The following is a 25,284-nucleotide window of genomic DNA, read 5'->3' on the forward strand; positions in this document are numbered from 1 at the left end:
ATTTATTTTAAGAGTCTTGGTCTCTTAATTTTCTTCTTTTTCTTTTTTAATTGTAAGGCTTCTGCTTCGTTCATATCGTAATTAGACAGTTGCATATCGAATAAACCACCTATTCCTGATGCAATATCCGCTACTCCCGACACAACATTATCTACAAGATTAGTTCGTGTATCTTTCGGAGTGGTTATTTGCTGCTCCTGAACATGGTTGTTTCCGCTTAGCTGCACATCCAGTTTTCCATAACTGAACTTTCTATCCACATCTGAACCCTTGAAGGAATCCCCTTCCTTCTTGAAAGACACACCTTGTACTTCATCGGTCTGCCCTTTGTACTTGTATTCAATAGCTATTCCTTGCTGTTTGAGGGTTTCTTCAAACTGTTTCCAGCTCTTGGCTTTAGGAAGAATATCTTTGACAGCGTAGTAGATTTCATATTTAGTCTGCTCCGCTCCTTTGAGCTTCTGTACATTTACATTCTCTTTACCCTTACCATAAGTTAGATTGTACTTATCTTTTAGTTGCTTGCAGACCTTTTCGTTACGGTATTGGTCGTTCTTATCGGAAATAGTTTTGCCGTCATTATCTACTCGGTTGAATACAATATGACAATGCGGATGACTCGTATTATTGTGTCGAACAATGATATATTGTGTGTTTTCTATTCCCATCAACTTCATATACTCTTTTGCCAAACGTTCCATGAAGTGGTCTGTCATTCGTTCTTTGTCATTAGGAGAGAATGCCAACGGAATATGTCCCACACATTTCGAGAGGTTCGGATTGAGCAAACTTTGCATATAAAAGCTGTTGATAATCGATTTAACATCGGTTTCCAAGACACCTTCACTCGCTAAAATATTAGCATCTTTATCAGCCAAAACATATGAAATACACCCCTTAAAGCTTCTTCCTTTTACTATTTTTCCAATCATCCGAAAGCTTGTTTATGATATTTTGTATCGATTCCAGTAATGGAATAGCCATATTTTCGAGCCGTTTTACACTCAAAAACTTGGCTGTTTTTACGAATTGATTTAAATTATTCCCCATGTTGGAGAGGCTTCGAAGCATATCCAGCTCTTCTTTTTTGAGTGGTTCTTTTATCTCACCGTTCAGGATAGCATCGTGACAATAGACACTAAGCGGAAGGTTTGCTTTAGCTGCCCGATGGCGAATGGCATAGAACTCCGGCTCGGAAAAACAGACCGCAATGGTCTTGTCTTTCCGTGTAACGGAGTTCTTCTTTGGGCGTCCTCCTTTTCGCTTATCTTGATTGTCTTGACTCAAATTTTCGATTCTTATTTGCTATAAAAGCAATCGTAAAAGGGTCTGTAACCCAAATTGTCGACCAACGGGAGCAATTTCCTCTTTGGCTGATAAGCCAAAGCGAGGGTTTTGATGCAATCAAAACATAACCTCGCTCCGCTCCACGAACATTTATGTTCCGCTCAAAAGCTAAGTCGTAGATACTATACAGACTTACCATACAATGGACAGAAGCTACACTTTATAGCTTCTTCCACATTTCCACATCCTCCCGGTAGGTTTCCAGATGATGACGGGCAAGGTTCTCTATAAAGCCCGATACACTCATTCTTCGCCCACCCAACTTACGGACAATCTCATCCAGACTGTCACGTATTTCTCGACTTATAAATACCGGTTTGCGATCTTCGAGGGTTGGAACAGATAGGAATGTTTGCTGATATTCCTCCAATGATTCTTTACGTTGTTTGCTACTGATACGCTTCACCGTTGAACCTGTATCTATCACTGGTTCTGTTTGCAAACTATCCTTTGTATTAATCTCATCTTCTGTTTGGATACTTTGTCCAAGCCCATTATTGGTGTTCTCTTTTTTTGCACCAACACCCATTGCATTAGAATCCTCCATTCCAAGAAATTCTTTCAGAAGTTCGTCCTTGTTTTCATTATTGGATTTTGGGGTGCTGGGTTTCCTTTCAACCGAAGGTACAGGCGACCAGTCTTCGGGCATTGTCTTTTTTTGCTGACCGTTGTCAGTTTGTTTACTGTTCATAGAAATTGATATTTAGATTGTAAATAGTATGGTTCTCCAATAGATGGAAAACAGATTATCGACAGCAAATGAACAACTATTAGTCAGCAGTATTAACAGAGTTGGTTTGTATGAAGTATTCTGCAATATCTTTCTGCTGTGTCGAATGTGTGAGCAGTGCAGACTGCTGTATTTTGCTCATCTAACTGAACTATACAAGCGAATATAATTTATTAAAACGATGTACCTTTTTTAGAAATTTAAATGCACATTCTAGTCATAATAGAAATTGCTTTTGCGACTTAAAATGAGAAAAATAGAATTATACTATAGACAACCCCTGCCACAAGCTACCACCGGATTTAAAAGGCATTGAAGGATAAATATTTCTGCTTTACTTCGTATTGGAAGAAAGAAAAATGAGAGAGAGGTGACGCCTCTTGTAGCCAAATCGGCGCCACTGACTGCCACCGGACTAAATGCTTATTAAAGGTTGTGTTTTTCTTTTTTACTTCGCAGCAGAACAATGAAGTTATCACAGTTTAATTTACCTGTTTATGAGTAAAATACAACATGCGGATGCAAAGGGATCTATCGGTTGGAATGTGATAATTGAAAGGCTTACTTTTGGAACAAATAGGAATAATAATTTAAAAATATAGTGCATATGGAGATAGTAAATATTGAAGCAAAAACATTTGAGGCGATGCTTTCCAAATTTGAAAATTTCTCTACCCGAATGGAACACCTTTGCCGTCTGTATGGCGAGAGGGAAAGCGAATGGATGGATAATCAGGACGTATGTATGCTACTGAATATTTCTCCCCGAACCCTGCAAACGCTTCGGGACAACGGCACGCTGGCATATTCTCAGATCAATCACAAGACCTATTATAAGCCCGAAGACGTAGAAAAAGCACTTCCATTGGTGGAAGAAAAGCGTAAACAAGCCAATGATCAGGGAAAGAAACTGTAAGTATGGAAGAATATCAAATCTATCAAGGTTTTCCAACTGAATGGCTGGGAGCATGGGAAAGTATCAACGCTAATCCCGATGTGTATATCTTTCAGGGATATGATGGTAATTATTATCTACTTGCCTACTATTATGATAAGGAATCGGAACGGGGTAATTTTACCTGTTATGAAATTGATTTGGATGAAGGGGGCTGCTCTATTGGTATGGGTATGAAACGGAGCAAGATAGAATCAGAAAAGTTACCTTATGGACTGTATATTACAGGCTGGGGCAGTTATATAAAGTGTTAAACTAAATTACATGTAAATCAATAAAATAATAACAAGATTATGAGCAACCAATTAATCACATCAGAGAATAATGAACGTGTAAAATCATTTCTTCTTTCACTGGATCGTTTGGCTTCGCTAATGGAGCGATTGTTTCCTGTCCGCAAGCCTACCCTGAACGGAGAGAGTTTTTACACGGATGAAGAACTCTCGAAAAAACTAAAGCTAAGCAGGAGAAGTCTACAAGATTATCGTAACGAGGGGCGTATTCCTTACATTAAGCTGGGTGGTAAAATATTGTACAGAGCCTCGGATATTGAAAAACTGTTGGAGGATGGCTACAAAGAGAGTTTCAGGAAGTAGTTGCTCCTCCCATCCCTCCATGATTATTTTTTCCTTTTTTCGACTGATAAACGTCTCTTTCATAGCGAGGGAATAAATTAGACAAGACTATTTTGGTAAATACTCTTTTGAGGAACGAGAAAGGCAGATTTGGCAAAATACGCTGTTTAGTCTTGGCGTTTTATTCCCTGCTTTTATATTTGTGTTCAGATGAAATAAGGAATATAAAAATACAAAAAAACGGCAGGCATTGATTTAGATAGCCTGCCGATAGTTAGATTAAAAAATTGTCGCCGGATGTTAATTCAACATTGAATTCTGAATAGGAAGCATCAACATTTTCGGGATCTCCGTTCTTACTACTCTTCTATATATCCACTTCCGAAATACCTCTGCATTTGCCGATTGCACTTGAAAAGCAACGGCAATAACCATCTCCAATCCGTAATAATCAGGATATATTTTTGAACCCTCGCAGGTACAACTCCCCGAATAGTCTCCACCAGCAACGCCTAATTTCTCAATAGCACGAATATGCTTTTTTGCCGTATGATAATAGACGCCAAACAAGTCTGCGATTTCCGCAATGTTCATTTTTGTTTTACTCGGAACAGTTATTACTGCGTTTTCTATTCTGATTTTTCTATTTTCCATGCTTATTTGGTTTTAATTGCACTGTTTTACACTGATTTGCTTTATTGTCATTTTCAGCATAATCCTCCAGTTTGTATTTCCCGCCAATACGGCTACTTAACTTCTTCATATCCTCATTAAGCTTCTGCCGTGTTAGCTTGGCGTAAATCTGGGTGGTTTTTATGCACTTGTGCCCCATCATCTGACTGACGGTTTCCATCGGAACTCCCTGTGAAAGCGTGATAAGCGTTCCGAAATTATGTCGGCTTTGATGGTAAGTAATCCGTGTTTCTATCTTACATAGTTTCGCAATTTTCTTCAAATTAACTTCCATGCATGACAGGGTTATCATATTGAAAATCTTACATCCCTTTCGCTCCGATTTATATTTCTCCATGATTTGTAATGGCACATCCAATAGCGGAATATTGCATTTACTGCCAGTCTTTTGCCGTTTTATCTTTATCCAACAACTGCCGTTTTGCTCTTGGTGGATATTTTCTTCTGATAGATTTCGCATATCCGCATACGACAAACCTGTGAATGTTGCAAAGATGAACATGTCACGAGTGTGGCATACTCGTTTGGAGGCTATCGATACATTCATAAATTTATCCAGTTCTTCGCGCGTCATGTGCCTGCGCTTACGGAGTGGTTGCTCAGGAATATAACTGGCAAAAGGATTTTTGTGTAATATACCTTGACTGATTGCCCTGCGGATTATCTTTCGTAGCATAATTGTATAGGACGAAACAGTATGTGCCGTAAATCCCTGTTCGATACGCATAAACGAATCAAACTTTTCGATAAAAGACAATTCTAATTGTCGGAGTGGTATATCCTCCGCATTATAGTGGGTGCGTAAGAAACTTTTTGTTTGGTTATATACCGAAATATAGTTTCGCATAGTTTCAGCAGAACGGGTAATACCTACTTGTTTGGAATATTCTTCGTTATGTTCCCGAAAGAGTTCCAATAAATTATCTTTCTTTCTACCAATACCACCCACGGCATTTTTAACCAGCTCTGCTGTAATATACCCCTGTTCATCAAGTATCTCTTTATAATACCGGTTAATCTTTTCTGTCAATTGTGTTATCTGATAGTTTGCTTCGGCTGCATGACGGCTTCTGCCTGTCAGACGATAAGTTTTTGCATCCCAAAGTTTCGGGTCGACATCTATCCCGACAGAAAACTGAGCCATTTCTGCATTGATGGATATTCTGCCCATTAACGGACACCTGCCGTTTTTCTTTAGCTTCTGACGATTGATGTAAAACAAAACAGCAAAAGTGCTGTAAACGGTGCTTTTCGTGTTGTTTTTATTCTTGTTCTTCGTTGTATTCATTTCTCTTTCCTCCACAATTTAACGTACTACATCAGCAGAGTTACTCCCCTCAAAATCGTATTTGCCCGACAAGCGTTTGTTTAGCAATTGCATATCTTCTCCGATTTTATCATTGCTGACCTGTGCATAGATACGGGTGGCTCGCCAGTCGGTATGTCCTAACAATTCGCCAACCGTTTCGAGCGGAACACCCTGTGAAAGTGTAATTACCGAAGCATAGCAGTGACGTGCCATGTGAATAATAATCAAGGAAACAGTAATCCGCGAAACGATGCAAATAAAACGTAATTCGTTCAAGATGAATCATTTTGCTTCAAATTGTCATTTTGCTAAAAAGTAGAATATTGCAAAATACAGCAGTATTTCAGTTACCAATTCGTTACCTCGGTTGTTACCGAAACAAAACAGGTAACTAACAGCAAAACAACGAACTTGATTCGGGTTCTTTTGTTTTGATTCACAGCATTTTGCATATCAAAGAGCACTTATATAACCGGTAACTTTGTCGTCAGATATTTGACGACAAAGTCCATAAAATTATAAGTGTTATGAAAACAGAAAAATTCAAGGTTATGCTTTACCTCAAAAAAAGCTCTCCCGACAAGTCGGGCAAAACTCCCATCATGGGTCGCATCACTGTCGGACGGACGATGGTGCAGTTCAGCTGCAAACTCTCCTGTACTCCCTCGCTTTGGAATCCCCGAGAAAGCCGCTTGAACGGCAAAAGTCGTGAGGCGGTAACCGCCAATGCCAAGCTGGATAGGTTGTTGCTTGCTGTTAATGAGGCTTACCATGCGCTGATAGAGCGTAAACAAGCTTTCACAGCTGAAGATGTTAAGAACCAATTTCAGGGCAGTGTTGATACCCAAATGACACTCCTCCGGCTATTTGACCGTCTTACTGACGAACTAAAAGCCCGAATAGGTATTGACCGTGCGGCAGGAACACTCCCAACTTACACCTATACTCGCCGAGCTTTGGCGGAGTTTATCAAAAAGAAGTTTAACGCTTCCGACCTTGCTTTCGGACAGCTCAACGAGCAATTTATCCGCGAGTTTCAAGAGTTTGTTTTAGTGGATAAATCATTGGCGATGGATACCCTGCGCCATTACCTCGCTTTGCTGAAAAAAGTCTGCAAAATCGCTTACAAAGAGGGACACTCTGAGAAATTCCATTTTGTCCACTATAAGCTGCCCAAACAGAAAGAGAGCACTCCCAAAGCATTAAGTAGGGAAGATTTCGAGAAAATACGGGATTTGGAGATCCCCGAAAATCGAATTTCCCATATCATTACACGTGACTTGTTTCTATTTGCGTGCTATACCGGCACATCGTATGCGGATACCGTTTCCATAACACAGGAAAATATCTTTACAGATGAAGCAGGAAGCCTTTGGCTCAAATACCGGAGAAAGAAAAACGAGCTGTTGGGACGGGTCAAACTACTACCCGAAGCCATTGCCCTAATAGAAAAGTATAAGGACGAGAGTCGGCAAACGCTGTTCCCGAAACAGCACTATGCTACATTGCGAGCCAATATGAAAGGCTTGCGGGTGTTGTCCGGTATGACGGAGGATTTGGTCTACCATGCCGGAAGACATTCCTTCGCTTCTCTGGTTACGCTCGAAGAGGGTGTACCCATTGAAACCATCAGCCGAATGCTTGGTCATAGCAATATTACCACCACGCAAATATATGCCCGTGTTACCCCGAAAAAACTCTTTGAAGACATGGATAGGTATATCGAAGCAACACAGGATTTAATATTAATTCTTTAACATTTAATACAAAAATACAATGCGAAGTACATTCACCATACTGTTTTACATAAACAGAAACAAAATAAAAACGGACGGTACTACCGCTGTCCTATGCCGGATAACTGTAGACGGCAAACAAACCGCTCTTACAACAGGTATTTATTGCAATCCCGAAGATTGGAATGCCAAGAAAGGAGAAGTCAAGGAAGAAAAATCTAATCACCAGCTTGCAGCCTTTCGCAATCGCATTGAGCAAGCCTACGAAACCATCCTTAAAGAACAGGGCATTATCAGTGCGGAGCTGCTTAAGAATACGCTGGTCGGAGTAAATTCTGTTCCGACCATGCTGTTACAAGCAGGCGAAGCCGAACTCGAACAGCTCAGGCTGCGCTCGCTGGAGACAGCATCGACTTCTACCTACCGCCAATCCAAGCTCACACAACAAAATCTGAAAGCCTTTGTTTGCTCCCGAGAGAAAAAAGACATTGCATTTGAGGCTATTACCGAAGAGTTCGGGGAATCATTTAAACTATTTTGTAAAAGAGAATTGGGTTTCAGTTTGAGCCACACCAACAGGCATCTGTGCTGGCTGAATCGACTTATCTATATTGCCGTTGATCAAGAGGTACTGCGGGCAAACCCGCTGGAAGAGGTGGAGTATGAAAAGAAAGACCCGCCCAAGCTGCACCATATTACTCGCAGCCAACTTAAGCAGATAATGGAGAGCCCGATGCCGAACGAAGCTCAGGAGCTTGCCCGCAGAGCGTTTATATTTTCATCGTTCTGCGGTTTGGCTTACGTGGACTTACAAGGTCTCTATCCGAGACATATCGGAAAGACATCCGAAGGAAGATTGTATATCCGTAAAAAACGAGTAAAAACAAATGTGGAAGCATTTATTCCTTTACATCCGGTAGCCCGGCAAATTCTCAAACTTTATAATACTACTGATGACAGTACTCCCATATTTCCATTGCCCAAGAATCGGGACGTAAATTGGTTTCAGATCAGTTCCGTTGGTATTGCACTGGGCTTTAAAGAGAATCTCAGCCACCATATGAGCCGACATTCATTCGGAACTCTCTTACTTTCAGCGGGTATCTCTATTGAAAGCATTGCCAAGATGATGGGGCATGCCAACATCTCCACCACGCAAGGCTACGCCAAAGTAACAGACGATAAGATCTCGGAGGATATGGACAGGCTTATGAAACGAAGAAAATTAAAGCAAAATAACGCAGTTCAAACCGAAAGATCATGAAAAGAGCAAAAATTACAATTACCGATAACGGCAAAGTAACTGTTGCAAGTGAAGCAAGAATGAATATTGCAGAAATTGCTGACCTGTTCGGCATTTATTATCAGACTGCAAAGCGAATGATTCGAGCCATAGAGAAATCGGGTGCTGCCGATGGTGACTATTCGATAAGTTGTACGTGTGAAGGCTCAAAAGTTTATCCTGAGTATTACGGTTTGGAAATGATTATTGCTTTATCCTTTCGGGTGCAGTGGCTAAAGCGGATGCTTTCAGAAAATGGATAACTCACAGGATTACAGAGGATCATTTGCCTCAAACAATGATGCTTTATTTGCAAAACTCAATACTAAACTGAAAGAGTATCAATATTTTCAACTAAATTTGTAAAATCTAATTGTGGCGAACTCGCCACAATTAAAAACAGAACAAAACATGGCTAAAATAAAAGTACAGGAAACAGAAATAACTGTTGTTCAGAAAAATAATGCTGACTATATTTCGTTAACCGATATGGCGAATGCCAAAGAGAGTGGAAGTCGGGCAGCCGACATCATTAAAAATTGGCTACGAAATAGATATACACTTGAATTTTTAGGAACTTGGGAAACAATACATAATCCCAATTTTAAAGTGGTCGAATTCGACCACTTTAAAACCCAAGCAGGTTTACCTAGTTTTGTGCTGAGTGTTTCTGAGTGGATTGAGAAAACGCAAGCAAACGGTATCATTGTACAAAAAGGTAAATATGGAGGGACTTATGCCCACAAAGACATCGCCTTTGAATTTGGCTCTGCTATCAGTGTTCCTTTCAAATTATATCTGATTACCGAGTTCCAACGCCTCAAAGAACAGGAGCAGGAACAAATTGGTTGGTCTGCCAAGCGAGAACTATCTAAAATCAACTACCATATCCATACTGATGCCGTAAAGCATAACCTGATTCCTGAAGAGTTGACTCCGCAGCAAATATCAATCGTATATGCCAGCGAAGCCGATGTGCTGAACATGGCTCTTTTCGGTATCACTGCCAAGCAATGGCGAGAAGCAAATCCCGAATTGAAAGGCAATATCCGTGATTATGCTACCATTAACGAACTGATTTGCTTGTCTAATATGGAAAATATCAATGCGGTTCTGATAAATGAACAGATACCACAATCTGACCGATTGCAAAAACTCAACCAAATTGCTATCCAACAAATGCGGGTATTGCATGAAGTTGAGAATCGTAAACTGTTGAAATAAAGCAAATTGCACAATAATATTAAAAACCGACTTCGGAATTACTTCTGAAGTCGGCTCTTTTGTTGTAGAGAAGATTTTTAGCAAAAATCCTTTTCTTTTTCAATCGGGCACAAATTTCTACAACGGGAATAAAATGTCAACACCAAGCCGCAAGCGGTTTTTCGGGAAATCTTCCTCTTTTTTTCTTTCAGGCGAGCGTATTTCCCGAAAAAGTGTTGCCTTATTTATTCTCCGTTAGTAAAGAGGGTGTTTACCGATTGAAAAGAGAAAAAATAAGCAGGCAGGAGCAGTGTCGGGATGAAGTGCATTACCTGAATGCCTCCTTGTACCCACTATCTAGCATTTTCTGAATATCACTTTCCCTGTACAATACTTTTCCTCCTAACTGTATATAGGGGATTTGACCGTTTGTGCGGTAGTCTTGCAGCGATCGGCGGCTGATTTTTAACCGCTCGGATACTTCCTTGTCAGTAAGAAATCGCTCGCCTCTCAAAGTGGGTCGGTATCCTTTGGTAAAATTTTCGATGCAGTCCAGCATTCGTTCGATGGAGTGAAAGAAGCCTTTGATTTTTTCGTTCTCCTTTGTGATAATTTCGCTCATATTATTTCTGTTTTAGTTTGTTAATGACTTGTTCCACATCTTCGGGTTTATAGAAGATTTTGTGATTTATTTGTGAATAAGCTAACGTGCCATTATCCCGATAGGTTTGCAGGGTACGTTTTGAGATGTTGAGTATCTGGCATACATCCTGATTGTCGAGCCAGCAGTGGAGACTTTTGTCTTTGCTTACACATAAAATTTCTACTTTTTTAGCAAAGGCTTCAAAGCGATTCATCATCGCTTCGAAAGTTTGGGCTTCAATGTTTATTACTTCCATATTCTCTATTTTTTAGATTTGTATTTTTTTCGATGCCCAAATATATATACAAAAAATCGGCTAAATAGCAAAAAATCAAGTGCCTGTATCTTCTGGCAGCTTGTGGCGTTGGTAAAGAGACAAAATCATCTCATTTTTCGGTGATTTTACAAAAAAACAGCCCTCAATTTTTCATCAAAGACTGTTTTTTAGAAATACTCAATATGAATTTACTCCCGAATAAACTTTCTGAACTCCTCATTTTTGATGGAATCGTAGGGTGCGTTCCCCTCTGCCTGTTCAAATGCCAGTAAGATACGTTCCTGAGCTTTCGGCATTTTGGTGATAATATCTTGTAGTAAAATGGTATCACTTAGCTTGAACGCTGTTTTTATGGCAATAGCTTTATCCTCGTTGTCAATGGATTTGCCCTTAATCAGATGTGTCAACCGCACAAACTCCTCATAAACTATTCCCGAATCCCCCTGATCCATCTGCTGTGCCCTTGAAATCGCGTTTATAAAGTTCTTCTGCGTCAACTCTCCGATTTGCTCTTCGCTTAATAATGAACTAGCGACTTTAGCTCGCAGATTATAAGTTCTGTCCTCCACGTAAAGCTTAGTTTTCTTGAATTTACCTTTTATTGAAGCGACTGCTTTTTTATATGCTTTGACTGCTTGCCCTAAAGTAACATTGTAGATTCTCTTTAGAAGCCTCCGATGCATTTCTCCAAAAGCTTTACGCAGTGAACTACTCAAGAGCATCCCCGACCAAAACCACAGACTTATCAGCACATATACTTTTACAAATGCTTCCATTATTCAGTCGGGTTTATATTATTGGTTTGATAAATGGTATCAATATCTTCCTTAAATGTTTCCAGATGATTCAGAATGATATTTTCAACATAGCTGCTGATGGTGGCTTTCGATTCGTCCATCAGATGAACGATCCGCATCAGCCGCCTATGAGTAGTTGCCGTTATATACAATGGTTTTCGATGTGTGAAATCAATCCGATTAAAGAACAGGCTTTGATAATCTACTTGTGGTTTACGCTTGCGCTTTTCGGAAACTTTAGCCAACGGCTCTATCGGTGTTTTTGTACTCGCAGTTTCCGCTATTTCCGCCTCTAAAACTTCTAAGACAGGCTCAACTATTTTTGTTTCCGTTTCTGTAACTATTGGGGTATCTACAATCACATCAGCAGGTTTTTCCACTTCTTCTTTCACTATTTTCTGCTCAGGTTTTTCCAATGGCACACCCTGATGCACTTTGGACAGCAGCTCCTTGTATTTACTTTCTGTTGCCATTATAATTGAGGTTTAAGGTGGATAATATCGCAAATCTCATCGACCATTAAATCCAAATTACTGCCTTTGAGCAGAACTTTGTCAGCAGGGAAGATCGTTGACAGGAAGACTGCATCGCTTCCCTCAATGGATTGTTCCTTGTCATAGCGAACGGATTGAGGAATGGAGGTCTGCATCAATGCTAACCCAAATTGGCGGATAACTCCCTCGTAATGCTCTAACCACTCTTTTTTGATGCGGCCGTCCACACGATTCCAAAATAGGTGGATCGCTTTCAGGTTTAAATCTTTATGTTCTGTCAACAGTTCGTGGACAGGAATAATAAACGACAGTGTACTTTCCATCGACATCCGAGAGGGAGCCATTGGAACAAAAACGTAATCCATTGACATAAAGGTCGAGATTACACCATCGTTGTTGATAGTTCCCGGCAGGTCAAAAAACACTACATCATAGTCTGTCGACTCGCCTGCTAGGAACTCGCGGGTTTTGTCAATACCCTCTTCGGGCTTAGCGCACACAATCGGATAAGTTTGCTTGCCGAGCGAATCGAACAGGGTGATGGCTTTGGACTGATAGTGTAGATTAGTCTCCAGCTGGCGAATTTCTCGTTTACGCATTTCATAAACGCTGCATTGCGGATAGTCGCAATCCATTACAGCTACGTTCAGCCCCTTGAGATAGTGAAGATAGCTTGCCAAAAGCACAGTAAAGGTGCTTTTGCCTACACCGCCCTTTTGGGTGGAGAAAGCGATAAATAAAGGTTCTTTTTTCATCTTTTCAAATTTTAGAATAATACATATAGATAGTTATAAGTTTTTCAAGCTTTAATTTTTGATGGAAAATTTGATTACTTTCAAGTTGTCTTGTTTTCAAATTACCAAACTACCAAGTTTTCAAGTTTGATAATTTTCAATTTCTCAAAACCGAAAAACAGCTTAAAAAATATCAATTCGGAAAAACAACAGATTTTCAAATTTTACAGACATATTGAAATTGATATGTTTTCCTAATTTTAGAATCAGCCTATTTTAAGTTTTTCAAACTTTCAATCGCGAATGTATAACATTCTGTATTACAATAAATAAAGTTGGATTCTATTGCGGTTTTATGAAGTGTTTTGCAGTGGGAAATTTCAAGTCACCGATACTTTTCAATTGTTTCTGGATGTTTGCCCGAATCTTTCCATAACAAAAATGCCTTGCTTGATTAGTCATTTTTCGAGTAGGCAAATCGGAGCAGTACGCACCGATTATTTTCCTATCGAAAAAGCAATGTGCAGCACTATTAAGCACAAGAATCCGACTGATATATATTATTGAATATCAGTCGGAATTATTATTTTCTTCGTGGTCTGAATCTCTAAAAATATCAGACCATGAACGAAGAAAAAAGATTATTATCGGCTTTTAGTTCTATCCGAATAGTTGAAAACGATTTTGCTTTTAACGTTTTCAAGACTCAAAAAATCGAATCGCTGACGCATTCGTTTTTTTTCGAATGTTTTAGGAGCAAGGTAATCTTTCGGGTAACCCAAAATTCGCCTGCCGGCTCTTTTGAGTTTTCTCGAAAACCTTGCTCTGCGAGGCTGACGACCTCTCCTCCTGCGCCCGATGGTTGCCTGCGGAGAGGTCGTCTGAAACCGAAGCCTGCCGCTCCCGATGGTCGCAACTTTGGGGCATTCGGTTGGGACGTACCCGGTAGGATTCGGTACGCTTTTTCGACACTTCCCGATGGTCAGTGTCTTGTAAGTTGCAGTTGTCCTTTTTAACTCTTAAGCCTATGGACAACAGCACAGAAAAGAAGAAAGCGAAAGGTCGTCCGCCAAAGGCAGATGACAAACTCACCAAGTCAATTAATCTCAAATTAACCGCTACCGACTATGAAATAATACAGAAAAAAGCGACGAAAGTAGAGCTAACCATTACACAATATGCACGGGAAATAACCTTGAACGGAGGTGTAAAGTCACGCTTTACGGTGGAAGAATTAGACTTGATGCGTAAGCTTTCAGGTGAAGCAAACAACCTGAATCAACTAGCCAAGCGAGCAAACCAGGCAGGGTTTACTCATGTCGGAAACGAAATTATGGTAGTATTGGAATGGATAAAAACATTGTTTAATGATCGCTAAAAACATAAAAGGGAAAGGGTTTGAGGGCTGCGTTCGCTATGTTTTGAATGATAAACATGAGCTTTTGGAAGCCGAAGGAGTGCTGGCGGAAAGTGCCGAGAGCATTATCCGAGGCTTTGCCATGCAGCGTTCCATGCGAAGCGAAATCGCCAAACCTGTCGGGCATATTCCTATCTCGTTTGCGCCTGAAGATAAACCCCGAATGACTAATGAGTTTATGCTGCAATTAGCAAAAGAGTACATGGAAGAGATGGGAATCGGCAATACACAGTACATAGTCGTTCGTCATCACAATACCGACAACGACCATCTGCATATTGTGTACAACCGAATCGACAATGACCTAAAATTGATTTCAGTCAATAATGATTACAAGCGCAACATTGAAGTATGTAAAAGATTGAAAGATAAGCATGGCTTAACTTATGGGGAGGGTAAAGAGCGTGTCAAATGTGAGAAACTAAATCACCCCGACAAGGCAAAATACCAAATTTACGATGCAATCAGGGCAACAATAGTCAACAGTCCCGACTACAAAACCCTCGAAAAGCTACTGAAACCCTATGGAGTAACTATGCAGTTTAAGCTCCGCAGAGGAACGGATATAGTCGAGGGAGTATCATTCTCTAAGAACAGATGTTCGTTTAAAGGCTCACAGGTAGACAAATTGTTCAGTCATAAGAAGCTTTGCGCTATGATGGAGTTTGTGAGACAACATCAAGAAAAAGTCCGATTGCAAGAGCAACAACCTAGAACGCCACGTATATTTGGACTACAACTTACTGTTGAACAACACGATAAAATAAAACAAAATGGTTTTGTATTCCTTGAAAATATGACCAACAGTAAAGGAAAATCTTTTTCAGGTTATGTGTTTTCAGATGATAAAGAGAGTAGATACTTTGCTCTCAAAAACCGCCCGGATGAATTTGTCAAGTATGGCAAATACGAAATGCGCAGAATGGATAAGCGGCTGATCGAAGCAGGTTGTGTTGCTCAAGCGACTGTAAAATGGTATGAAGGACAACTGGCTCATCCTTACTTATGGAAACCTGATGCGTTAAAGGATGATGCTGTCAAACTGCTCAAAAACTACAAACTTGTGGACGATTCCGAATATTGCCTCTCATGGGGTGATCCGAGAATAAAAGCAGTCGAAACCACACAAACAGCAACGGAATCGTCTTCGCAGAGTGTGGGGCAGGCAACCATAAATAAACCTATTCAACCAGCTTTGGAGAATACTCAATCGTTGGCTGAATCGCTTTCAGATACAGGGAATAGTATCGGCAACACGTTGTCTGATGCTGCTTCTGCTTTGGGTGGGTTATTTGACTTAAAACCAACTCAAACCGAAGAACAGCAACCCACACTCCCGAAAAAGAAAAAGATTGAGAAAAAGCGCGGAAGACAATTGTAAAAAATATTTACACATGATATGCATCTATTTGGCATACCATATATGTATCTTTGTAGCAAAATATTGATTATCTTCGAATAATGAAAAATTTTGTAGCTATAGATTTTGAGACAGCTAACCACCATCGCACCAGCATATGTAGTGTTGGAGTGGTTATTGTTCGTGATGGCGTAGTCACAGATACATTTTATAGTCTTGTCAAACCGTACCCCAACTATTATTCGGGATGGGCAACTGAATGTCATGGTTTGTCGGCTCAGGATACAATAGATGCACCTCTTTTCCCAATAGTGTGGGCTGAAATAGCTTCACAGATTGAAGGATTACTTCTTGTGGCACACAACAAGGGATTTGACGAGCCACATCTTATCAAGTGTTACGAACATTACAATATGCAGTATCCTAATTATGAATTTAGGTGTACACTTGGAGCTTCACGTAAATGTTTTCCAAAGCTTCCCAATCATCAACTTCACACTGTTTCAAACCACATAGGTTACAACTTAGATAATCACCACCATGCTTTAGCCGATGCCGAGGCATGTGCAATGATAGCAATAAAAATTTTGTAATATATACATTATGAGTGAACTTAATCCAAAATTTAGATTAAAACCTGTTGCCGAGTTATTAGATGGAGAGCATAATTTTCATATCCCTTCATACCAAAGAGGATATAGATGGGACAGAAAACAAGTGGAAGATTTGCTTAAAGATATTTGGGATTTCGCTAGGGATGATGAAAAAAAGAAAACAGATTTTTACTGTTTACAACCAATTGTAGTAAAGAGGCAAGATAATAATTGGGTTGTAATTGATGGTCAACAACGATTAACAACGTTATTGTTAATTCTAAATTTCATTAAAGATGGATCAAGGACTCCATTTGTTGTTAACTCCATAATGTATAGAATCAGCTATCATACACGTGGGAAAATGGATTTCAGCAAACCAGATAAATATGCTGATATTGATAGTTTTCATGTATTTCAAGCTAAAGCTTTCATTAATAGGTGGTTTGAAGATAGAGTTGAGGAGATTGACTATTCAGCTTTAGAGAAAGTGCTTTTTAATAGGAGCAAAGATATTCCTCAAGTGAAAATTATATGGTATGTGGCAGATAGTGAAAAAGACATAGATTCCATCAAAATATTTAACAACTTAAATAAAGGAAAAATAAAACTTACAAATGCAGAATTAATAAAGGCTCTTTTTGTATTGAAAACGCAAGAATACAAAAATGACAAAAAGGTAGAGGAATTAAATATCGGAGAGCTAGTTTATGAGTGGAACGAAATAGAGAGCCGTCTGCAGGATAATAGCTTTTGGTATTTTTTGGCAAATAAAAACTATAATCCATCAACTCGCATTGACCTAATTTTTGATTTTCTTGCTGAGAAAGATAATAAAGATGATGATGATTTTGCTTATAGAAGATTTCAAAGTCTTTTTGACCGTTCAGATGACCAATTTTGGATAAATAATAATATTGAAAATTTTACTGAAGCATGGCAAAAGGTCAAAGAGATTTATCAAACATTTATTTACTGGTTTGAGAATAGTGAGATATATCATTATGTTGGTTATTTAGTTTCTAATGGAATTACTATTCGAGTTGTTTACAATGAATGTAAAAACAAATCAAAATCAGATACAATAAAAACGCTTCAAGACCTAATAGGAAATAATATTTTAAACTATAATAAGTCTGACATTGAGGGTTTCTCTTATTCTGAAAATTATATGGAATGCAAGCGATTATTACTTTTTTTCAACATAGAAACATCTATAAGACAACAAAGATATCAAAACCTTAATGCAAGAAATACTGACTTCATTACGTATTACAAATTTCCATTTGACTTGTATAAATTAAATGATTGGGATATTGAGCACGTTGGTTCTCAGAAAGATAACCCACTTAAAGAGGTAAAGGATAAAATAATATGGCTTAGTTATATACCGAATATAGTTAGTGATGCCACAAATTGGTCTGAACTGAAAATGGAGGCTGAAGCTCTTATAATCACTTTGCGAGAGAAAAATAAAGATGAAGGGAGCAAATTCCAAGAACTTTACAATAAAATTATAAAAGTTGTACAGAAAAATGATAATGACACAAAAGATACTCTTGATAATTTAGCACTATTGGATTCGGGTACTAATCGAGGATATGGTAATGCGCTTTTCCCAACCAAAAGAAAAATTATAATAGAAAATGATATAAAAGGAGTATTTATTCCTGTGTGTACGAAAAATTTATTTTTAAAATACTATTCTCCTAATGACGATTGTAACTCACAATGGAAAAATAGTTGGGAAGATGTTGATAGGAAAGCATACATTCAAGCAATTCATCAAACAATTGATTTTATTTTGAAATAAGCGACTATGGAAAAATATAACAATACAATGCAACAAGGTATTTCATTTTTGGAGTTAATAGGAAACACTAAAATACTAGTGCCTAAGATTCAGCGAGATTACGCACAGGGAAGATTAGATAATAAAGCTTCCGAGATAAGAGACAGCTTTCTATCCTCAATATTTGATTCATTAAGTTCAAGTGATAATGAACCTTTATTACTTGATTTTATTTATGGCTCTACTCATGACACAGTTTTTACACCATTAGATGGGCAGCAACGTTTAACTACACTTTTTTTATTACACTGGTATTTTATTCCTCAAGAGAAGAAATCACTTCTATTTACAATTGATGGAAACTCCTGTTATTCTCAGTTTTCCTATGAGACAAGGATTTCGAGTAAAGATTTTTGTAATGCATTGGTGACTCATTCATCTAGTGATTTAAAAGCAATACGAAATACAGAAAATGAGAGAAGCAATAGCAAGCCTAAACAGCTATCTGATATAATAAAAAATCAATCTTGGTTCCAGTGGTCTTGGCACAAAGACCCTACAGTGAAAGCAATGTTGATAATGCTTGATGAACTTGATAAAAGAGCTAGTGGTTTTGAGAATCCAAAACTAGTTGAAATTTGGGAACAATTAGCAAATGGAAAAATATTATTTCATTTGCTGCCGCTTGAACAATTTGCTCTTACAGATGAATTGTATGTGAAAATGAACGCCAGAGGTAAAGAGCTGTCGCAATTTGACATTTTCAAATCAACTTTGGAAGAGCAAATGCGAAAAAATGATGTAAACCAAGAGACTCAAGATATATGGCGAAACAATGTAGATAGCATTTGGATTGATATATTTTGGAATAGATTGGCAAAACCATATCTAAGTGATCATGGGAAATCGGAAAATGAAGTAGTTTACGTAAATTCTGTTGAAAATGGCTATTTGAGGTTTTTTAAAAGAATGATGGTTTTTCATCTATATTCTATAGATAATCCAATAAATGTGAACGAATTTTCGGATAAGGATGGGTTGCTAAAGATTGTGGAGTTGAACCGAATATTGCCATTTGAATTTCACGAAGGAGAAAATCTCATAGATAAGATTCGGGAATATTCAGTCAGAAATGATATTCTCCAATTGATGCCATTTTTATGTAAAACGAAGTTTTTTAATGACTCCTTATTCGATTTTATTATTAAAACATTTGCAAATGTAATATATAGGATTAATGATGAGAAGCACGAACTATCAGAAATAATCAATGGTGTTTGGTTTGAACATAAAATACAAAACCTATTTGATGTTTTTATAGATGAAAAGATTGATTATGATGCTCGTATTCAGTATTATGCGTTGTTAAAATTTAGTGAATATCACAAAGCAGAACACATAGTCAATAACGAAGCAATGAAAATAGAATTAAATTCATGGATGCGTATAATTCGAAATCTATCAACAAATACCAATACATATTATTATAATACTTGGGATGACTTTTATAAGTCAATTAAAGTTATTGATGAGTGGTCAGAGTTGGTATACCGCAAAAATCCTAATAATACTATACTTTCATTTCTTTGTCATTTACAAAGCTTAAGTGGTTTTAATAATGACCAAATTAACGAGGAAATTATTAAAGCGAGATTCATTTCAGATCCTGTATTGGGAGATAAATGGAGCAAAGTTATTCGTGAGGCAGAAGAACATAAATATTTCTTAGGTCAAATACGATTTTTGCTTGATTGGTCAGAAGGGGATGTAAAAGTATTTGAGAAATATATGGTTGTTATATCTTCTTTTTTTGACGATAATGGTATTATACGAGAACTATCAAATAAACATTTGTTCAATAATACCTTAATGTGTATTGATCAATGGTATTTACTAAACAACTGTTTCGTATATGATACTGACAAAAATCGTGATTGGAGTTGGAAAAGATATCTTAGAGAACAGGATAAAGCAAAAAATATAAAATTACTCATAGATGTACTGGATGGTCATCATAATATTGAAGATTCATGTCAATCATACATAAAGAATAATATTCCAACAGATTGGCGAAAATGTTTTATTGAATTTCCTCAGATTTATGATGAACTATATGACAAGAAAATTAGTTGGTGGAATTGGGATGATGAAAAAGGGGATGGCGATATTGCTTTGTTGAGTAAAACTCGCTGGTCATCAAGACACAAAGAGCTTCGAACTTTTTATTGGCACTTGAAATTTAAGCAGAATGAGAATGACACATATCTTGATTCGACCAACGATGCAACTCCGTTTACGGCTATTTTCAACCGGGAAGATAGAAAAATTCATTTGCAATTTATAGCAACATCGGAAAATGAATGGTTAGGCGAATATCAAATAATGTCATGGAGAACCTCTGATGAGAATAATTGCAAAGTACACAAGATGCCATCGAGTAACCATCAAGAAATTGAAGATATATTAGAATCTCTATTAATATAGTGCTATGATTAGGCACAACCTCTATATATATTTGTGCAATATATTAACAAATAAATTCGAAATAATATGGCAAATTTTTATTGTGAATACTGCGGACAAAAGTTCTCGTCAGTTAGTTCATTAACGGCATCAAGTTGCTCGCGTCATCCTAACGGAGCAGGCAAGGGCAAACACAAACTTTATGAAGGGAGTGAGAAGGCGAAATATACCTGCAAATACTGTGGGCAGTCTTTCTCCTCACTTTCTTCATTAACGGCATCGAGTTGCTCTAGGCCTCCCAATGGTGCAGGTAAAGGCAAGCATGCTCCTGCATTGTAGAAAGGTAAGCGGATTCGACTTCCAAATTCGTTTTTAGTCACTGGAATGAATCCACAAGATGCTTTCGAATCCCAACACAATGGCGATGCCGAAAACCATACAGAGTATGCAAAAATACAAATCAAACATTAATGTTATGCCAGCATATAAATTAACAGCCACAAGACAAATGGGCAAAATACCTAAAGGTTTTGTACTTCAGGTAGCATCAAACTCTATACCTAAGCCAGATGCGAAAGATGTAGAAAATGCAATTATTCGTGCAGGATTCGATGATAATAATTCGCGTAGCTACAAATCTGCGGGAAATTGGACTGTTGAAAAACTCGGTTAATGGGAAGCTGCATTTTACAACCATTTCTGCTCCTCGATTCAAAACTGCTCAAATGAGCAGTTTTTTTAGACTATTCATTTACATGTGCCATTATTTAGCATAACGCAGCCGTATCTTTGTATCATAATAACAAAAATGCATATGAGACAGTTAGAAATCATTCCTCAGAATGAGACTTGTAAGAAAGCGAATAGGAGAAAACAAGAAGTAACTTTAGACCTTATGGGTCATATCGAAAAAATTGTAGATCAAGCAAAAGATTCAAAACTATCGGCTGAGTTTTACAGAACAGTTAAGACTCACAGTGAATATGTTAGCAAAACTTTAGAGCTTACACCTGTACAGTCAGTTTTGATTTCGCTCTTCATTAACAATAGCGATGACCAACGCATTGAACTAAAAGAACTGTCTCGAATTGTAAATTGTTCCAATGTCGCTATGATAAGAATGATGAATGATATTGATATTTTGGTAGAAAAGAAGTATATCCGTGCTAGGCAGAATGATAAAACTTGCCAATTCTGTGTACCAAGCGATTTTATTGAAGCAGTTCGCAAGGAGACCCCTTATGTTCCTACCCAATACATCAATTTAGACAAAGATTCATTATTTATTACAATTGAAAAACTAATTAAATTGCGTGATGATGGAGAGTGTTCATATCGAACTATCATTGATGATTTAAGTTACATTATAGAGCAAAATCAACACCTCGAATTTTGCAAAAAAGTACGTCCATATCATCATGATTCTGACAACTTTCTAATTCTTATTACATTTTGCTCTCTACTTGTAAATGATGATGATAATATGGTTGGATTTCATAACTTTATTGACCTTCTTGGGGATAAAAGATCGCAGATGGTTACCAAACGAGATATGGGGCGTGGAGAGCACTTACTGATGAAAAATGGCTATAATTTAATTGAATTTATCAACGATGGCGGATTTGAGAATCACGAATATTTCAAACTAACTTCAAAAGCAAAAAAAGAATTATTATCTGACTACAAGTTGAAAGATATTGAAGTGAAGCCGATGCGAGATTTTTTATTGCATACTACTATTGCCCCTAAAGAACTGTACTATAATGCCAGCGAAACATTACAAATTAACAAGCTAGAGAATTTACTTCAAAATAGCAACTTTCAAAATATTCAAAATCGCCTATCTGATAGCGGTATGCGCAAAGGTTTTGCCTGTCTGTTCTATGGCTCTCCTGGAACAGGAAAAACAGAAACTGCATATCAAATTGCGAGGAAAACAGGACGAGATATTATGATTGTCAACGTTTCTGAAATAAAGAGCTGTTGGGTCGGTGAAAGTGAGAAAAACATAAAAGCCCTTTTCGATAGATATCGGGAATACGTGCGTAGTTATGAGGTTGCTCCAATTCTTCTTTTTAATGAGGCTGATGCCATTATTGGCATCCGTCAAGAGGCAGCTCAAAGAGGTGTTGACAAGATGGAGAACTCAATCCAAAATATTATACTTCAGGAGATGGAAACTCTTGATGGGATAATGATTGCAACTACAAATCTTACTCAAAATTTAGACAAGGCTTTTGAACGAAGATTTTTATACAAAATTGAGTTTTCACGTCCCACATTGGAAGCTAAGCAATCAATATGGAAGTCAATAATGTCTTTATCAGATGCTGATGCTGAAGAATTGGCACGTAGTTATGATTTCAGTGGAGGGCAAATTGAAAATGTCGCTCGTAAACGAACAGTTGATGTCATTATTGGCGGAGTAGAACCTACGTTGGAGACATTGCATAGCTACTGTAGGTCAGAGCTATTGTATAAAGCAACAGAAAGACAACGCATTGGTTTTAGAATATAACAATTTTAGAAATTTTCAATACGTTAGATAATATGATAAAAGGAAGAACTTCATCAAAAGAGAATACTGCAAATCTGTTTAATCGTTACGTTTGGCTTGTTGACACAGTTTATCAAGCAGGCAAGACTACATTTGAGGCTATTAATGATAAATGGTCTCGATCAATATTAAATGAATCAGGCGAAGATATTCCATTGCGTACGTTTCACAACCATCGCAAAGCTATTGAGCAGATGTTTGATATAAATATTGAGTGTGATAAGAAAAATGGCTATGTCTACTATATAGAAAATTCCGATGATTTGAAACGTGGAGGTGTACGCTCATGGCTAATGAATACATTTGCTGTAAATAACCTGATCAATGAAAGTCATAAACTGAAAAATAGAATTCTCTTTGAACACATTCCGAGCGGGCAGCAGTTTTTGACTCCTATTATTGAGGCTATGCGTGATAATTTGACTGTGGAGGTAGTCTACCAAAACTATTGGCATGACAAACCACACACGTTTGAGGTTCATCCCTACTGTGTAAAAGTTTTCAAACAGCGATGGTATGTAGTTGGTAATAGTGCTAAAGAGGAGATACGTATTTATTCGCTTGATCGTGTGCAGTCACTCCAAATCACCGAAAATAAATTTGCATTACCTAAGGATTTTGATGGTGAAGAATATTTTATAAACAGCTTTGGTATCAGCAATTACGGTAAAGCAGAATTTGTTGCTATAAAAGTTTTTAATGGAGATAAAAAGAATCGGTATTTAGAATCACTTCCACTTCATCACTCGCAAGAAATGATAGAGCAAACTAAAGATTATACAGTTTTCCGTTATTATATTAAGCCAACATACGACTTTCGTCAAGAGTTACTTTCACATGGTGCAGAAGTGGAGGTTATCTCTCCTCTTTGGTTCAGAGAAGAGATTATTGCCATTATTAATGAGCAAAAAAGTAATTACGGAAAATGAAAATAACAATTCATAGAGGCATAGACCAGATTGGGGGAAGTATTACGGAGATTGCAACAAATAATACTCGTATATTGATAGACTTGGGACAAAATTTGCCTGACAACGAGGGTAATATAAATGACCCTCTCGCAACAAAAGAAGAAATTGAGAAACTTACATCCAAAATCAATGCAGTAATATATACTCACTATCATGGTGATCACATTGGGTTATTTAACCTTGTCCCTAAAGACAAAGATCAATATATCGGGGAGACAGCACAACAAGTCGCACTCTGCAAACACAGGAAGTTAGGGCAAATAAAAGGGCGAAAAGAACTTTCTGCTCAGGAAGTAGAGGCAATCAGTCTTATGAAAGCGATGAGCGGAGGTAAAACGTTTATCGTTGGCGATATTATCATTACGCCTTATTTTGTGAGCCATTCTGCGTATGAATCTTTTATGCTTCTGATAGAAGCTGATGGCAAGCGGGTGTTGCACACAGGCGATTTCAGAGATCATGGCTATTTTGGTAAAGGGCTTACGAAAGTTCTTAAAACACACATCAGACAAGTTGATATTTTGATAACCGAAGGGACGATGCTATCTCGTAGAGATGAACAAGTTCGGCATGAGAATGAATTGAAACAGGAGTTTATTCATACTATGAAAGATTATAAAAACTGCTTTGTAGTTTGCTCTTCAACCGATTTAGAGAGGTTGACAAGCATTTATGCAGCACATAGAGCGGTTCGTCCACAAGCCCCCTTTATCTGTGACGAGTTTCAGAAAGACATATTCGATATTTTCTCTCAAACAGCAGGCAAAATCAAGACTGATCTATTTAATTTTAGAGATGTGGTTACATTTGAAAGCAAACAAGCAGATATCTGGCATAACGGATTTACAATGCTGGTACGCTGTACCGATAAATTTGGATATTGGGTCGATAAGCTATTGCCAAAAATCAATCCAAATAATACAGTTGTAATATTTTCAATGTGGGGTGAATATATAAATACTTCGAGTTGCCATGCAAAACGAGAATGCCTTGATTTTGTTTCTAAATTTGCGAACTTACGCAAGTTACACACTAGCGGGCACGCATCTCGAGAATGCCTTACAGAAGTTTGTGAACTCACAAATCCTAGGCTATGTATAATACCGATTCACAGTGAACACTCAAATAAATATTTAGATTTACCAATTACCCTAGATCAGAAATCTAAAGTCATTTTCAAAAGTTCTACAATAGGAGATTTAACTGTCGAAATAAAATAAAAATCACAGATAAAAACGACTATTGTTGATGTTAATTTTGTACCTTTGTGAAAGTTAAGTCGCTCTTTATATTTTATGCAAAGTGAAGCGGAATAAAGTACCTCGCTCGTTTCTAATTCGTTACCTATCGGAAAAA

28 protein-coding genes are annotated in these 25,284 nt (G+C 37.8%); 16 read left to right on the top strand and 12 right to left on the bottom strand.

Features of this window, described 5'->3' with window-relative positions; all coding sequences use genetic code 11:
• Positions 1–2 precede the first annotated feature (2 nt).
• From VYJ22_RS06390 to VYJ22_RS06400, 3 genes are all read right to left on the bottom strand, one after another.
• Positions 3–932 (bottom strand): relaxase/mobilization nuclease domain-containing protein, encoded by a 930-nt coding sequence (locus tag VYJ22_RS06390; RefSeq protein ID WP_329903082.1) that lies wholly within the window; start codon positions 930–932, stop codon positions 3–5.
• Positions 898–1,287 carry a plasmid mobilization protein gene (locus VYJ22_RS06395; RefSeq protein WP_329903084.1) on the bottom strand — a complete coding sequence of 130 codons (390 nt, stop codon included), beginning with the start codon at positions 1,285–1,287 and terminating at the stop codon, positions 898–900. The genes VYJ22_RS06390 and VYJ22_RS06395 overlap by 35 nt, the downstream gene beginning before the upstream one ends.
• Before the next feature lie 220 nt (positions 1,288–1,507).
• Positions 1,508–2,038 (bottom strand): DUF3408 domain-containing protein, encoded by a 531-nt coding sequence (locus VYJ22_RS06400; protein WP_329903086.1) that lies wholly within the window; start codon positions 2,036–2,038, stop codon positions 1,508–1,510.
• 646 nt (positions 2,039–2,684) lie between these two features.
• Between VYJ22_RS06400 and VYJ22_RS06405 the strand changes: the two genes are divergently transcribed.
• The 3 genes from VYJ22_RS06405 to VYJ22_RS06415 are packed head-to-tail and all read left to right on the top strand — an operon-like array spanning position 2,685 to position 3,628.
• A complete protein-coding gene (locus tag VYJ22_RS06405; RefSeq protein ID WP_329903087.1) occupies positions 2,685–2,993 on the top strand; it encodes a helix-turn-helix domain-containing protein in 309 nt (102 codons plus the stop codon).
• 2 nt (positions 2,994–2,995) lie between these two features.
• Positions 2,996–3,286: a DUF3876 domain-containing protein gene (locus VYJ22_RS06410; RefSeq protein WP_329903088.1), complete on the top strand. Its 291-nt coding sequence runs from the start codon at positions 2,996–2,998 to the stop codon at positions 3,284–3,286.
• Between the two features lie 39 nt (positions 3,287–3,325).
• On the top strand, positions 3,326–3,628 hold the full coding sequence (locus tag VYJ22_RS06415; RefSeq protein WP_329903089.1) for a helix-turn-helix domain-containing protein: 303 nt from the start codon (positions 3,326–3,328) through the stop codon (positions 3,626–3,628).
• A 279-nt stretch (positions 3,629–3,907) separates the two neighbouring features.
• On the opposite strand, the gene VYJ22_RS06420 is transcribed toward VYJ22_RS06415, so the two are convergent.
• The 3 genes from VYJ22_RS06420 to VYJ22_RS06430 are packed head-to-tail and all read right to left on the bottom strand — an operon-like array spanning position 3,908 to position 5,822.
• A complete protein-coding gene (locus VYJ22_RS06420; RefSeq protein WP_329903090.1) occupies positions 3,908–4,261 on the bottom strand; it encodes a hypothetical protein in 354 nt (117 codons plus the stop codon).
• A complete protein-coding gene (locus tag VYJ22_RS06425; protein WP_329903092.1) occupies positions 4,251–5,588 on the bottom strand; it encodes a site-specific integrase in 1,338 nt (445 codons plus the stop codon). The genes VYJ22_RS06420 and VYJ22_RS06425 overlap by 11 nt, the downstream gene beginning before the upstream one ends.
• Before the next feature lie 18 nt (positions 5,589–5,606).
• Positions 5,607–5,822 carry a site-specific integrase gene (locus tag VYJ22_RS06430; protein ID WP_329903093.1) on the bottom strand — a complete coding sequence of 72 codons (216 nt, stop codon included), beginning with the start codon at positions 5,820–5,822 and terminating at the stop codon, positions 5,607–5,609.
• A 314-nt stretch (positions 5,823–6,136) separates the two neighbouring features.
• Between VYJ22_RS06430 and VYJ22_RS06435 the strand changes: the two genes are divergently transcribed.
• The 4 genes from VYJ22_RS06435 to VYJ22_RS06450 all read left to right on the top strand — a co-directional run bounded on the left by VYJ22_RS06435 (position 6,137) and on the right by VYJ22_RS06450 (position 9,851).
• Positions 6,137–7,366: a site-specific integrase gene (locus VYJ22_RS06435; protein WP_329903094.1), complete on the top strand. Its 1,230-nt coding sequence runs from the start codon at positions 6,137–6,139 to the stop codon at positions 7,364–7,366.
• Between the two features lie 19 nt (positions 7,367–7,385).
• Entirely contained in the window at positions 7,386–8,609 is a 1,224-nt protein-coding gene (locus tag VYJ22_RS06440; protein ID WP_329903096.1) for a site-specific integrase, read from the top strand.
• Positions 8,606–8,890, top strand: coding sequence for a hypothetical protein (locus VYJ22_RS06445; protein ID WP_329903097.1), 285 nt, complete (start codon positions 8,606–8,608; stop codon positions 8,888–8,890). Before VYJ22_RS06440 ends, VYJ22_RS06445 begins: the two co-directional genes overlap by 4 nt.
• A gap of 148 nt (positions 8,891–9,038) precedes the next feature.
• The gene (locus VYJ22_RS06450; protein WP_329903098.1) at positions 9,039–9,851 is read left to right on the top strand and encodes a KilA-N domain-containing protein; all 813 of its coding nucleotides are present in this window, start codon (positions 9,039–9,041) and stop codon (positions 9,849–9,851) included.
• Between the two features lie 307 nt (positions 9,852–10,158).
• Here the strand turns inward: VYJ22_RS06450 and VYJ22_RS06455 are convergent, their stop codons facing one another.
• The 5 genes from VYJ22_RS06455 to VYJ22_RS06475 form a co-directional block, all read right to left on the bottom strand.
• On the bottom strand, positions 10,159–10,452 hold the full coding sequence (locus VYJ22_RS06455; protein ID WP_329903099.1) for a helix-turn-helix domain-containing protein: 294 nt from the start codon (positions 10,450–10,452) through the stop codon (positions 10,159–10,161).
• A 1-nt stretch (position 10,453) separates the two neighbouring features.
• Positions 10,454–10,729 (bottom strand): helix-turn-helix domain-containing protein, encoded by a 276-nt coding sequence (locus tag VYJ22_RS06460; protein ID WP_329903100.1) that lies wholly within the window; start codon positions 10,727–10,729, stop codon positions 10,454–10,456.
• A 209-nt stretch (positions 10,730–10,938) separates the two neighbouring features.
• Positions 10,939–11,526, bottom strand: coding sequence for a hypothetical protein (locus VYJ22_RS06465; protein WP_329903101.1), 588 nt, complete (start codon positions 11,524–11,526; stop codon positions 10,939–10,941).
• Positions 11,526–12,020 (bottom strand): DUF3408 domain-containing protein, encoded by a 495-nt coding sequence (locus tag VYJ22_RS06470; RefSeq protein ID WP_329903102.1) that lies wholly within the window; start codon positions 12,018–12,020, stop codon positions 11,526–11,528. The genes VYJ22_RS06465 and VYJ22_RS06470 overlap by 1 nt, the downstream gene beginning before the upstream one ends.
• The gene (locus tag VYJ22_RS06475) at positions 12,020–12,796 is read right to left on the bottom strand and encodes a ParA family protein (protein WP_329903103.1); all 777 of its coding nucleotides are present in this window, start codon (positions 12,794–12,796) and stop codon (positions 12,020–12,022) included. Before VYJ22_RS06475 ends, VYJ22_RS06470 begins: the two co-directional genes overlap by 1 nt.
• A gap of 1,006 nt (positions 12,797–13,802) precedes the next feature.
• Here VYJ22_RS06475 and VYJ22_RS06480 point away from each other — a divergent pair.
• From VYJ22_RS06480 to VYJ22_RS06500, 5 genes are all read left to right on the top strand, one after another.
• On the top strand, positions 13,803–14,153 hold the full coding sequence (locus tag VYJ22_RS06480) for a plasmid mobilization protein (RefSeq protein ID WP_329903104.1): 351 nt from the start codon (positions 13,803–13,805) through the stop codon (positions 14,151–14,153).
• Positions 14,143–15,573, top strand: a complete 1,431-nt coding sequence (locus VYJ22_RS06485) for a relaxase/mobilization nuclease domain-containing protein (protein WP_329903105.1) — start codon at positions 14,143–14,145, stop codon at positions 15,571–15,573. Before VYJ22_RS06480 ends, VYJ22_RS06485 begins: the two co-directional genes overlap by 11 nt.
• A gap of 80 nt (positions 15,574–15,653) precedes the next feature.
• Positions 15,654–16,145 carry a 3'-5' exonuclease gene (locus VYJ22_RS06490; RefSeq protein ID WP_329903106.1) on the top strand — a complete coding sequence of 164 codons (492 nt, stop codon included), beginning with the start codon at positions 15,654–15,656 and terminating at the stop codon, positions 16,143–16,145.
• Positions 16,146–16,155: 10 nt separating this feature from the next.
• Positions 16,156–17,958 (top strand): DUF262 domain-containing protein, encoded by a 1,803-nt coding sequence (locus tag VYJ22_RS06495; RefSeq protein WP_329903107.1) that lies wholly within the window; start codon positions 16,156–16,158, stop codon positions 17,956–17,958.
• Positions 17,959–17,964: 6 nt separating this feature from the next.
• Entirely contained in the window at positions 17,965–20,421 is a 2,457-nt protein-coding gene (locus VYJ22_RS06500) for a DUF262 domain-containing protein (RefSeq protein WP_329903108.1), read from the top strand.
• 179 nt (positions 20,422–20,600) lie between these two features.
• Here the strand turns inward: VYJ22_RS06500 and VYJ22_RS06505 are convergent, their stop codons facing one another.
• A complete protein-coding gene (locus tag VYJ22_RS06505) occupies positions 20,601–20,780 on the bottom strand; it encodes a hypothetical protein (protein WP_329903109.1) in 180 nt (59 codons plus the stop codon).
• A gap of 65 nt (positions 20,781–20,845) precedes the next feature.
• Here VYJ22_RS06505 and VYJ22_RS06510 point away from each other — a divergent pair, with 65 nt between their 5' ends.
• The 4 genes from VYJ22_RS06510 to VYJ22_RS06525 all read left to right on the top strand — a co-directional run bounded on the left by VYJ22_RS06510 (position 20,846) and on the right by VYJ22_RS06525 (position 25,148).
• Positions 20,846–21,073, top strand: coding sequence for a hypothetical protein (locus tag VYJ22_RS06510; protein WP_329903110.1), 228 nt, complete (start codon positions 20,846–20,848; stop codon positions 21,071–21,073).
• Between the two features lie 141 nt (positions 21,074–21,214).
• Positions 21,215–22,918 carry an ATP-binding protein gene (locus VYJ22_RS06515; RefSeq protein WP_329903111.1) on the top strand — a complete coding sequence of 568 codons (1,704 nt, stop codon included), beginning with the start codon at positions 21,215–21,217 and terminating at the stop codon, positions 22,916–22,918.
• A 32-nt stretch (positions 22,919–22,950) separates the two neighbouring features.
• Complete coding sequence (locus VYJ22_RS06520) at positions 22,951–23,886, top strand: helix-turn-helix transcriptional regulator (RefSeq protein ID WP_329903112.1); 936 nt, start codon at positions 22,951–22,953, stop codon at positions 23,884–23,886.
• Positions 23,883–25,148 carry an MBL fold metallo-hydrolase gene (locus VYJ22_RS06525; RefSeq protein WP_329903113.1) on the top strand — a complete coding sequence of 422 codons (1,266 nt, stop codon included), beginning with the start codon at positions 23,883–23,885 and terminating at the stop codon, positions 25,146–25,148. The genes VYJ22_RS06520 and VYJ22_RS06525 overlap by 4 nt, the downstream gene beginning before the upstream one ends.
• Positions 25,149–25,284: the final 136 nt, after the last annotated feature.

This window comes from Porphyromonas pogonae, from assembly GCF_036320655.1.
GTDB lineage: Bacteria > Bacteroidota > Bacteroidia > Bacteroidales > Porphyromonadaceae > Porphyromonas > Porphyromonas pogonae.

What these genes read in the sequence shown, in the direction of transcription:
- VYJ22_RS06475 (WP_329903103.1), bottom strand. Translation starts at nt 12,796, where the DNA reads ATGAAAAAAGAACCTTTATTTATCGCTTTCTCCACCCAAAAGGGCGGT.
- VYJ22_RS06400 (WP_329903086.1), bottom strand. Translation starts at nt 2,038, where the DNA reads ATGAACAGTAAACAAACTGACAACGGTCAGCAAAAAAAGACAATGCCC.
- VYJ22_RS06390 (WP_329903082.1), bottom strand. Translation starts at nt 932, where the DNA reads ATGATTGGAAAAATAGTAAAAGGAAGAAGCTTTAAGGGGTGTATTTCA.
- VYJ22_RS06405 (WP_329903087.1), top strand. Translation starts at nt 2,685, where the DNA reads ATGGAGATAGTAAATATTGAAGCAAAAACATTTGAGGCGATGCTTTCC.
- VYJ22_RS06490 (WP_329903106.1), top strand. Translation starts at nt 15,654, where the DNA reads ATGAAAAATTTTGTAGCTATAGATTTTGAGACAGCTAACCACCATCGC.
- VYJ22_RS06465 (WP_329903101.1), bottom strand. Translation starts at nt 11,526, where the DNA reads ATGGAAGCATTTGTAAAAGTATATGTGCTGATAAGTCTGTGGTTTTGG.
- VYJ22_RS06420 (WP_329903090.1), bottom strand. Translation starts at nt 4,261, where the DNA reads ATGGAAAATAGAAAAATCAGAATAGAAAACGCAGTAATAACTGTTCCG.
- VYJ22_RS06525 (WP_329903113.1), top strand. Translation starts at nt 23,883, where the DNA reads ATGAAAATAACAATTCATAGAGGCATAGACCAGATTGGGGGAAGTATT.
- VYJ22_RS06415 (WP_329903089.1), top strand. Translation starts at nt 3,326, where the DNA reads ATGAGCAACCAATTAATCACATCAGAGAATAATGAACGTGTAAAATCA.
- VYJ22_RS06480 (WP_329903104.1), top strand. Translation starts at nt 13,803, where the DNA reads ATGGACAACAGCACAGAAAAGAAGAAAGCGAAAGGTCGTCCGCCAAAG.
- VYJ22_RS06510 (WP_329903110.1), top strand. Translation starts at nt 20,846, where the DNA reads ATGCAAAAATACAAATCAAACATTAATGTTATGCCAGCATATAAATTA.
- VYJ22_RS06520 (WP_329903112.1), top strand. Translation starts at nt 22,951, where the DNA reads ATGATAAAAGGAAGAACTTCATCAAAAGAGAATACTGCAAATCTGTTT.
- VYJ22_RS06515 (WP_329903111.1), top strand. Translation starts at nt 21,215, where the DNA reads ATGAGACAGTTAGAAATCATTCCTCAGAATGAGACTTGTAAGAAAGCG.
- VYJ22_RS06430 (WP_329903093.1), bottom strand. Translation starts at nt 5,822, where the DNA reads ATGGCACGTCACTGCTATGCTTCGGTAATTACACTTTCACAGGGTGTT.
- VYJ22_RS06485 (WP_329903105.1), top strand. Translation starts at nt 14,143, where the DNA reads ATGATCGCTAAAAACATAAAAGGGAAAGGGTTTGAGGGCTGCGTTCGC.
- VYJ22_RS06425 (WP_329903092.1), bottom strand. Translation starts at nt 5,588, where the DNA reads ATGAATACAACGAAGAACAAGAATAAAAACAACACGAAAAGCACCGTT.
- VYJ22_RS06440 (WP_329903096.1), top strand. Translation starts at nt 7,386, where the DNA reads ATGCGAAGTACATTCACCATACTGTTTTACATAAACAGAAACAAAATA.
- VYJ22_RS06500 (WP_329903108.1), top strand. Translation starts at nt 17,965, where the DNA reads ATGGAAAAATATAACAATACAATGCAACAAGGTATTTCATTTTTGGAG.
- VYJ22_RS06460 (WP_329903100.1), bottom strand. Translation starts at nt 10,729, where the DNA reads ATGGAAGTAATAAACATTGAAGCCCAAACTTTCGAAGCGATGATGAAT.
- VYJ22_RS06450 (WP_329903098.1), top strand. Translation starts at nt 9,039, where the DNA reads ATGGCTAAAATAAAAGTACAGGAAACAGAAATAACTGTTGTTCAGAAA.
- VYJ22_RS06410 (WP_329903088.1), top strand. Translation starts at nt 2,996, where the DNA reads ATGGAAGAATATCAAATCTATCAAGGTTTTCCAACTGAATGGCTGGGA.
- VYJ22_RS06470 (WP_329903102.1), bottom strand. Translation starts at nt 12,020, where the DNA reads ATGGCAACAGAAAGTAAATACAAGGAGCTGCTGTCCAAAGTGCATCAG.
- VYJ22_RS06495 (WP_329903107.1), top strand. Translation starts at nt 16,156, where the DNA reads ATGAGTGAACTTAATCCAAAATTTAGATTAAAACCTGTTGCCGAGTTA.
- VYJ22_RS06445 (WP_329903097.1), top strand. Translation starts at nt 8,606, where the DNA reads ATGAAAAGAGCAAAAATTACAATTACCGATAACGGCAAAGTAACTGTT.
- VYJ22_RS06455 (WP_329903099.1), bottom strand. Translation starts at nt 10,452, where the DNA reads ATGAGCGAAATTATCACAAAGGAGAACGAAAAAATCAAAGGCTTCTTT.
- VYJ22_RS06435 (WP_329903094.1), top strand. Translation starts at nt 6,137, where the DNA reads ATGAAAACAGAAAAATTCAAGGTTATGCTTTACCTCAAAAAAAGCTCT.